Here is a 1,599-nt window from a genome sequence, read left to right as displayed (position 1 = left end):
CGCCAGGCCCCTTGTGGTGACCTGGTGACTCCCGCCTGAATATATAGGGCGGGTAGAGGGAACGTGGGGAAGTGAAACATCTCAGTACCCACAGGAAGAGAAAACAACAGTGATTCCGTCAGTAGTGGCGAGCGAACGCGGAAGAGGCTAAACCGAGTCATGTGTGATACCCGGCAGGGGTTGCATGGCCGGGGTTGTGGGACTTTTCGTTCCGGTCTGCCGGCCGGTGAACGTTACAGCGCATCATAGACGAACAGGTTTGAACGCCTGGCCAGAGCGGGTGCGAGCCCCGTAGTCGAAATGGTGTTATGGCGTGAAGAGTATCCCAAGTAGCACGGGGCCCGAGAAATCCCGTGTGAATCTGTCAGGACCACCTGATAAGCCTAAATACTCCCAGATGACCGATAGCGGACAAGTACCGTGAGGGAAAGGTGAAAAGTACCCCGGGAGGGGAGTGAAATAGTACCTGAAACCGTTTGCTTACAAACCGTCGGAGCCTCCTTGTAGGGGTGACGGCGTGCCTTTTGAAGAATGAGCCTGCGAGTTAGTGCTCTGTGGCGAGGTTAACCCGTGTGGGGCAGCCGTAGCGAAAGCGAGTCCGAATAGGGCGATTCAGTCGCAGGGTCTAGACCCGAAGCGAAGTGATCTATCCATGGCCAGGTTGAAGCGACGGTAAGACGTCGTGGAGGACCGAACCCACTTCAGTTGAAAATGGAGGGGATGAGCTGTGGATAGGGGTGAAAGGCCAATCAAACTTCGTGATAGCTGGTTCTCTCCGAAATGCATTTAGGTGCAGCGTTGCGTGTTTCTTGCCGGAGGTAGAGCTACTGGATGGCCGATGGGGCCCAAAAGCTTACTGACGTCAGCCAAACTCCGAATGCCGGTAAGTGAGAGCGCAGCAGTGAGACTGTGGGGGATAAGCTTCATAGTCGAGAGGGAAACAACCCAGACCACCAACTAAGGTCCCTAAGCGCGTGCTAAGTGGGAAAGGATGTGGAGTTGCACAGACAACCAGGAGGTTGGCTTAGAAGCAGCCACCCTTGAAAGAGTGCGTAATAGCTCACTGGTCAAGTGATTCCGCGCCGACAATGTAACGGGGCTCAAGCACGCCACCGAAGTTGTGGCATTGACATTAGTGGTAGGCCTTCGTGGTCCAGCCGTGTTGATGGGTAGGAGAGCGTCGTGTGGCGAGTGAAGCGGCGGTGTGAACCAGCCGTGGATGCCACACGAGTGAGAATGCAGGCATGAGTAGCGAAAGACGGGTGAGAAACCCGTCCTCCGGAAGACCAAGGGTTCCAGGGTCAAGCTAATCTTCCCTGGGTAAGTCGGGACCTAAGGCGAGGCCGACAGGCGTAGTCGATGGACAACGGGTTGATATTCCCGTACCGGCGAAGAACCGCCCAAGACAATCCAGTAGTGCTAAGTATCTGAATCCCTTTGATGGATCCCTTCGGGGTGAAGCGTTGGGCCTAGCGTACGACCCCGTGCTGGTGCGTTTAGCGTATTAACAGGTGTGACGCAGGAAGGTAGCCGAGCCGGGCGATGGTTGTCCCGGTCTAAGGATGTAGGGCGAACGATAGGCAAATCCGTCGTTCATAA

General features: G+C 55.6%; 1 rRNA gene (only partly in view). It reads left to right on the top strand.

Annotated elements, in window-relative coordinates:
* Positions 1-1,599, top strand: a 23S ribosomal RNA gene (locus C5D09_RS16815) (it extends past both window edges: 153 nt to the left, 1,486 nt to the right).

This window comes from Rathayibacter sp. AY1C9, from assembly GCF_002932315.1.
Taxonomy (GTDB): Bacteria; Actinomycetota; Actinomycetes; order Actinomycetales; family Microbacteriaceae; genus Rathayibacter.
Note: the sequence above shows the minus strand (reverse complement) of the source record. Positions and strands in the feature narration are given on the sequence as shown.